The organism is Teichococcus vastitatis (genome assembly GCF_003604215.1).
Lineage (GTDB): Bacteria > Pseudomonadota > Alphaproteobacteria > Acetobacterales > Acetobacteraceae > Pseudoroseomonas > Pseudoroseomonas vastitatis.
In genome coordinates this window covers 1-7,399 of sequence record NZ_QXGS01000073.1, presented here as the reverse complement: position 1 = coordinate 7,399, position 7,399 = coordinate 1, and the positions used below count along the sequence as shown (strand labels likewise).

General features: G+C 70.2%; 6 protein-coding genes. 5 read left to right on the top strand and 1 reads right to left on the bottom strand.

Going from position 1 to position 7,399, the window contains the following annotated elements:
- Nucleotides 1-723 precede the first annotated feature (723 nt).
- The 5 genes from D2K64_RS22450 to D2K64_RS22430 all read left to right on the top strand — a co-directional run bounded on the left by D2K64_RS22450 (nt 724) and on the right by D2K64_RS22430 (nt 6,798).
- On the top strand, nt 724-1,932 hold the full coding sequence (locus D2K64_RS22450) for a GIY-YIG nuclease family protein (protein WP_157986051.1): 1,209 nt from the start codon (nt 724-726) through the stop codon (nt 1,930-1,932).
- Complete coding sequence (locus D2K64_RS22445) at nt 1,929-2,123, top strand: hypothetical protein (RefSeq protein WP_120010612.1); 195 nt, start codon at nt 1,929-1,931, stop codon at nt 2,121-2,123. The genes D2K64_RS22450 and D2K64_RS22445 overlap by 4 nt, the downstream gene beginning before the upstream one ends.
- Nucleotides 2,108-4,078 (top strand): AAA family ATPase, encoded by a 1,971-nt coding sequence (locus tag D2K64_RS22440; RefSeq protein WP_157986050.1) that lies wholly within the window; start codon nt 2,108-2,110, stop codon nt 4,076-4,078. The genes D2K64_RS22445 and D2K64_RS22440 overlap by 16 nt, the downstream gene beginning before the upstream one ends.
- A 756-nt stretch (nt 4,079-4,834) precedes the next feature.
- Nucleotides 4,835-5,290: a hypothetical protein gene (locus D2K64_RS22435; RefSeq protein WP_157986049.1), complete on the top strand. Its 456-nt coding sequence runs from the start codon at nt 4,835-4,837 to the stop codon at nt 5,288-5,290.
- A gap of 743 nt (nt 5,291-6,033) precedes the next feature.
- Entirely contained in the window at nt 6,034-6,798 is a 765-nt protein-coding gene (locus tag D2K64_RS22430) for a DUF3085 domain-containing protein (protein WP_238384376.1), read from the top strand.
- Between the two features lie 73 nt (nt 6,799-6,871).
- Here the strand turns inward: D2K64_RS22430 and D2K64_RS22425 are convergent.
- A partial coding sequence (locus tag D2K64_RS22425; protein WP_120010608.1) for a response regulator occupies nt 6,872-7,399 on the bottom strand: 528 nt, incomplete at its 5' end.

Sequence of the window (7,399 nt, the reverse complement as noted above, 5' to 3'; positions counted from 1 at the left end):
TACGCGAACTAGTCAACTTATTCTTGGCCATAAAACCCTATCTGGGATCACCGGCGGGCGCATGCGGCGGTTTCTGGAGGCCATCCTGTGAGACGGCAGCCCCGATCCTGGCACGACTTCACCACGGCTCCGCCAGCGAGAAGTTCTGGCGGCATTGCCGGGGCACCGTGTCCATCCTGGCCCCCGACGGTTTTCTGCCGGGATCAGCACGGTGTTGCACGGTGCTGGCACGGTGCCGGCACGTCAGCGGATCTGCCAGAGGCATCTGCCCCCGCTGTTTCCGGGCGGCCGGCCACCTGCGGGAAACGTCATACACGGCTGCCGGAAAGTATTTACCGGATCCGGAGTAACGGGGGGACGAGGGCTGGCAGGAGGAAAAAGCCAAAATCCTGGACGGGGCCGGAATGTGATTCTCGCGGCCGGTGCCTGTGCCGATGGCACGGGTGGGACGCGGAACCTGGTGAAGGATTTTGCATGGCCCGCCGAAACCATCCTGGTCCGCTGCACAGGCAGTTGGTTTCGGAAGCGTCCTGGCCGCTGCGCCTCGACGACCGCCGGAGCGGACAGCGATCGAGGGATGCGGCACCGGCAACTGGCGATTGAAGGGTTTCGGATCCCTTTTGTTCTTCAATTCGATCCAAATGCGATCAAGTCTTACGCGATGAATTACATAATAGGATCGCGATGCCTTACCTTCATTCGTTCCCACTGAACGTTCCGCCCGTGCCCGCTGCTCGGACCTGGCGGATCTACCGCATCACCCGCCGCAGCGATGGCCGCGGCTATGTCGGTGTCACCTGCCGCACCCTTGTCACCCGCGTGACCGCGCACGTGCATCTCGCCCGCCGCCATCCGCATCTCGGCCGCCCGGGCACCCTCGCCGCCGCCATCCGCGCGGCGCTGGACGAGGGCCTGTGCTTCGGGCAGGCGTTTCTGGTTGAGGCGCTGGAGGACACCGCCAGCCCGGAGGAGGCGCGGCTGCTCGAGCGGAGTTGGATCGCCCGCCTCGGCACCGCCTGGCCAGGGGGTTTCAATGTGCAGCCCGGTGGGGCCAGCCTCGGCGGTCCGGCCAACGCGGTGCCGGTGACGCTCAACCACCCGCGGCGCGGCCTGGTGCACTACCCCTCCCTGCTGGCGGCGATCACCAGCACCGGGGAGGAGCGCCGCGCGGCCGGGCAGCCGCCGCTTTCGGGGGGCCTGGTTTACGCCCGGCGGGCGATGGGCTGGAGCCCCGAGGAGGCGCTCGGCCTGCAGCCGCACCAGGATGGCCGCAGCCTGCGCGACGATGTTTGCTGGGAGGGTCGTCCCACCACCAGCCTGCGGGTCCTGGCGCGGGCGCGGGGCATTGCGCCCGCCACGCTGCGCTCGCGGCTGCACCGCGCCCGCCGCCGCGACGGCGCGGCCTTGCCCGACCTGGCCCAGGACCGGCGCCGCTCGGACCACCGCCTGGCGGCCGGACAGGCGGCTCGTCCGCCATGGCTGGCGCTGCCGCATCCGACGGATCCGCAAGGCCCGGCGGTGAACGCGGCGGCTTTCGCCCGTCTCGCTGGACTGCCGCGCGCGACCGTGCTGCACCGCTACCATGCCCTGGCCACCCGCCCTGGCGGGATCACCGGGCTGACGCGCGCCGGGCTGCTGGAGGCGCTGATCCGGCGGCCATGCCGCGAGATCATCCTCCGCCTGCGGCTGCCCGACGGGCGGACACTGTCGGGCGGGGTGCGCGCGCTGGTCCGGCAGGTGCTGGAGGATGCCGAACTGGCTGCGGGGCGGCCGGAGCCACTGGGCGCGTCCGCGATCCGCGCCCGGCTGCGGCGCCTGCCGGACTGGCCGCGACCGGGCGAGGCGGGCATCGCCTGGGCCTTCGGGTTCCGCCCCGGGACACCGCCGGGGCGGAATGAGGAACCCGGCAGCTCGGAGGATCTCGACCGATGACGAACGGCACCCGCGCGGGGCGCTACGTCATGCTGCGCGACGCCAGCGGCCAGCGGCACGCGATCGCGTTGTCCGCCGCCCTGGCGCTGTGCGAGGTGGAGGAGGGCGGCACGGTGCTGCTGCTGCCGGGCGGGCGCCTGTTGCGCCTCGAGGCCGGGCTGGACGAGGTGCTGGCATGGCTCAGCCCGTGACGCGGCGTGGATGGTCCGCACCGGAGCCGGATCCCGGCCTGCCGGACAATGCCCTGCCGGAAAGCGCCGCGTGGGTCGCCGCCCCGCCGCGGATTGCGGCCAGCGTGGCGCTGAGGCGGGCCCTGGCCGCACGGGGCATCGATGCCGCCACCTTGCAGGGCGTGGTGGTGATCGGGGTGCCCGGGGCCGACTGGGTGGAGCCGGTCTGCGAGGCCTGGCCGGAGGTGACCGGCGGGCCTGGCCACAGGAGGCCCGAGGGGGAGGCCGATGCGCTCCTCGCAGGCCCCGGCCACTGGATGGTCCTGACCGGCGATCCGCCCCTGTCGCGCCACCAGCACGAGCGGATCCTGGCCAGACTGGCGCAGGGACGCAGCATCCTCGCCGTGTCGCAGGCCCCGGAGCGTTCCCTGCCGCCCGACCTGTTGCGCGCGGCCGACCTGCGCCTGCAACTGTTGCCGCTGGATCCGGAGGGCCTGGGGGAGGTGGCGGCGGCCATCACCGGCGGCTCGCCGGCGGCGCTGCCGCCGGCGGAGCTCTGCGCGCTGATCTCGCCGCGAAGCCTGGGGCTGGCGCGGCGCCTGGGGCAATCGGCCGACGATCTGCTGCAGCGGGCCGCGCGCATCGCCGCGGGCGGGCTCCCCCCGTCATCCGGCCCGGCTGCCTCGCTCGACCACCTGCCCGGCATGCCGGAAGCGGTTGCCTGGGGACGCGATCTCGCGCGGGATCTGGCGGCCTACGCGGCCGGGGCGTTGTCCTGGCGCGACGTCGATCGCGGCTGCCTGCTGGCGGGGCCGCCCGGCACCGGCAAGACCAGCTTTGCCAGGGCGCTCGCCGCGACCTGCGGCGTGCCGCTGATCGCCGCCTCCTATGCGCTCTGGCAGTCCTGCGGCGACGGTCATCTCGGAACCCTGCTGCGCGCCATGCGGGCATCCTTTGACGAGGCCCGCAAGGCAGCGCCCTGCATCCTGTTCATCGACGAGCTCGACAGCTTTCCCGACCGCTCGGCCGACACGCGCCATCGCGACTGGTGGACCAGCGTGGTCGGCGGCCTGCTTGAGCAGCTGGACGGCCTCGAGGGCCGCGAGGGGGTTGTGGTGCTCGGCGCCACCAACCATCCCGGGATGATCGACCCGGCCATCCTGCGCGCGGGCCGCCTGGACCGCAGCATCGCCATCCCGCTGCCCGACCAGGCCGCCCTGGCCGCGATCCTGCGCGTCCACCTCGGGGACGATCTGGCGGGCGAGGGCCTCGCCCGGGCGGCGCTCCGCGCCCGGGGTGCGACCGGGGCCGACTGCGCGAAGTGGGTGCGCGGGGCCCGGCGCCGGGCGCGTGGCGGCGGCCGGGCGATGCGGCCGGAGGACCTGATGGCAGAGATCCAGGGCAGTGCGGGCACGCGTCCGGCGGAGGCACGATGGATCCCGGCGGTGCACGAGGCCGGACATGCCCTGCTGCAGGCGCTCGAGCGGCCCGGAACCCTGCAATACGTCTCCATCCGCGAGGATGCCCGGAGCGGCGGGCGCACGGTGGTCGACGTACCGGACGAGGAGGCCTCCGAGGCCTGGGTCGGCCTGCACCTGCGGCGGCTGCTGGCCGGACGCGCCGCCGAGCAGGAGGTGCTTGGGCAGGTCACGGGCGGGGCCGGGGGACCGGCCGGGAGCGACCTGGCGCGGGCGACCCGGCTGGCGGCCAACGCCGAGACGGCGCTGGGCCTGTCCGATCGGCCCCTGCTCTGGCGGGGCTTCTGGGACGGCCAGGAGGTGGCGGCCCTGATGATGGCGCAGCCGGACATCGCCCAACGGGTCGAGACGCGGCTCGAGGCCGCCTATGGAGAGGCCCGCGCTGTGTTGCGGCGGCACCGGGCGGAACTCGACGCCGTGGTCGCCGCGCTGCTCGAGCGGGAGGTGCTGGAGGGTGCCGAGGTGGAGGCCATCCTGCGTTGGGGGCCGCGGCGGTGAGGATGGGCGGGATCCGCCGGTGGCCTGGGGCAACCCGGCCCGACCCCGGCCATGCAGGGACCAGTGGCCGGTGACGCTGCGCATCGCCGCCACGATCCTGACCAGCCTGGCGGCAGGCAGCCTCGCCGCCGGATGGGCTGCCGCCGCGATCAGCTCCGCGACGGCATCCGGCCCGCTGCTCGTCGCCACCCTGGCCTTGTGGGCGGCCGGAACGGCGGCCACTACCGTCGGTGCCGGGGGCGTCGCCTACCACGCGATCGGGCTGGCGGAACTCCGGCTGAGAGACAGGCGACGGTGCCAGGGAGGCATGGGACCACAGGTTGCCGCGTGCGGTCCTGCCCGGAAGGATCGGTTCTGCAGGGCGGCCGCGAACCGCGTGCGGTGCTGCCGCCCACCGGCGTGCCACGCAGAACAGCAGCCGGAGGCTGGCGTGGCTTGTCCTGGGTGCTCCGCTTGCCGGAGCCCGGCTGCACCCGGCTCGCCCCGGAGACGGGATTGTCCACGCTGACCCCAGGAACCGCATGCTGCCCCCCTGGCGCGCGGCACAGGAACCGGCTCCGTCCGTGGAATCAGGGGAAGCGCACCATCCTCTGGCTGGTCTGCAGCATTCGGTTGTTATCGCCCGCGAGTGCGTCGTTCTGGTACCCGGAATCCGTGTTTGCTGCGGGAGACCGGTTGCGATCGGGTTACCGGGCTCTGTCTTGCATCCGCCTGCGTCAGCCTTGGGTCCGGACCACCACGAACAGGATACCCCGGATGCGCATTCCACCCGCTCCATTGCACCCCGCTGAGGCGGCCGGCCCACGTCTGCGCGATGCGAGGCGCCTCAATGGCTTCCTCCACACTCTCTTGCACCACGCTTACAATCTGGGCCTCGGTGACGAGGCCGGTCATCCGCCGGAGCCTTTTGAGGAGTTGCGTGCGGCAATCCTGGCGCGCCGCTCCGCAGCTCGCCTGGTCGAACTCTGCGGCTGTGCCGGTCTGCCCGACGATGTGAGGCAAGGCATCATCGCCGAACTGCCCTGCGCCATCGACTGGCTCGCTTTCGTGCGCTCGGAAGCCGTGCAGGCACGCCCGGCGGATCCGGTCGTGCCAGTGCTGGCTGCGGAACTATTGGCCGCGATCCGGCAGATGCAGCTGGTGCTCGTGGCCTGCGGTGCCCCGCCTGCTCCGGCCATGCTGCGCGGCGCCGACGGGCACTGGATCCAATGATCCTCACCACTGGCAGCAGCTGGAGCCGAGGAGATGGATGACCGGCCTGCTGTTTGCGGACGGCAGGTGGCGGCGCGGCGCAGTCGGTCGTGGCCGTGGCCGTGGCCGGAAGGGTGCCCGATCTCACTGGCTGAAGGAGCGCCGTTCCGGCTCAGCCGGACATGGCGGCCATCCCGGGCGATCGCCGCCCCACGGACGCGCGCTCATGCAGTGGCTCATGGCGAAGGGAACGAAGAGACGTCCTCAGGAAGGCCATCTCTGGCCGGACACGGCAGGCTCACCGAGCAATCAGAGAGCAATCAGATGGTAACGGCGATCATGGTACCAGGTCACCAACACAGCTCCTGGGCGGCGGGTTCAGAAAACTGAAAAATGCCTGCTCGATCCGCGTGACTGCAGGGCTTGGCATCGCTCACCATGATGCAAGCCTGCTGATTGACGGCTTCTGGGGGAGCATCGCCATGACAACAGATAAAACGGGCGGCACGGTTCCCCAGGCGGGCGCCCGCCGTGGCCACGGGTCTGCCGCCGGCGGCCAGGGCTGAACTCATCGCATCGCGGCCAAGCCAGGCGGTGGACACCGGCCTGGCCGATCATGTTGTTGTCAAACTCGTTGGAAACCCAGGATGCGCTTGCACTTCAATGCGGCTCTCGTGCAGCAGCTGCTGCAACACAGTGGCGCGGCGACGAGCCGGAAGGCCCCAGACGGGACGTGCTCGTCAGCGCATGAGGCAGGGCTGTGGATGGTTGGCGACCACGGCATCTACCTGATGTCCAACGGGGTCCCGGGGTTGCTGGCCGGTGACGGTCCGGGCTCTGTGATCGCCTATGCTGAGGAGGCCGATCCGGACCTGCAACCGGAAACCTTCTACAGCAACAAACGAAAGGCTCTGGGCGGCGATGACAGCATCACCTTCCTGCCGGAGGCATGGGTGACGGGCCTCCTTGCACGATCAAGGGATGGCCGGGTCTGCATCGACCTGACGCGCAAGGGCGCGCGGATCGCATCGCCCGCTCCGACACGGCGGCGGGCGGGGCAGGCCGTCAACGCAGCCGCGCCGGTCCGGCAGGAAATGCGACCAGGCGACGATGCCGCGGCGTTCATGCGGGAACTCTTGGCGGTCTTGGACCGATCACCGCCGGGGGACCGCGAGGCGCAGCGGCGGCGGCGCGCCATCATCCGGATGACCCACTACAGCGTGCTTCTGGCGGAGGAAGTCCCCGATGATGTGGCAAAGGCGGCCTTGGGCGAATTGTCGAAGGCGCTCGGCTACACCATTGTGGCTCCCCGGTCGTCGTTCAGGCTGCGCCAGGATGCGTGGGCACTCGTCAGCTACCTGTCGGCGCTGCGCGGCGATGCCTCCTGCGCAGCCGAGATGTCTGAGATCGCAGCCAAGCTCGCGGAGACACGCACCCGCCTGCGGAGCCGGTCGCCCACACGGCGAACCAGCTTGGCACGCGGAAAGCCAGAACTCCTGGCTGGGGCTGGAACCCAGAACCACGGGTGATTTCAGGGACCGGGAGATCCGCTCCCGTCCGAAAGTCCGGTCAACATTGAAGGCTTATGATGCTAGGGATCCTCTACTTGCCTCCGATCATGTCCCGCGCGCGCGTGGCGAGTGCGTCAACCGCGAAGGGCTTGGTTATCATCTGCATTCCTGGCTCAAGAACACCGTTGGCGATGGCATAACCGGTCATGAAGAGAATCTTCAGGCCAGGACGGACAAGGCGGGCGGCATCAGCAACTTGACGTCCATTCAACCCGGGTAGTCCGATGTCGGTAATCAGGAGATCGATGGGCTTGGTAGACTGCAGGATCTTCAAGCCTGAGGGTCCATCGATAGCTTCCACCGTGCGGTAGCCGAGATCGTGTAAAACCTCCACCACAAGGTGGCGGACCGCTGCTTCATCTTCGATCACCAACACGGTCTCACCGTACTCCGCGCGATGTTCGACGCTGAAGCCGTCAGCAGTATCCTCGCAGTCCAAAGCATCACCATAGTAGCGAGGCAGGTAGATTTTGACAGTGGTACCTTTTCCAATCTCGCTGTAGATCTTGGCGTGTCCGTCGGACTGACGAGCGAAGCCGTAGATCATCGAAAGGCCGAG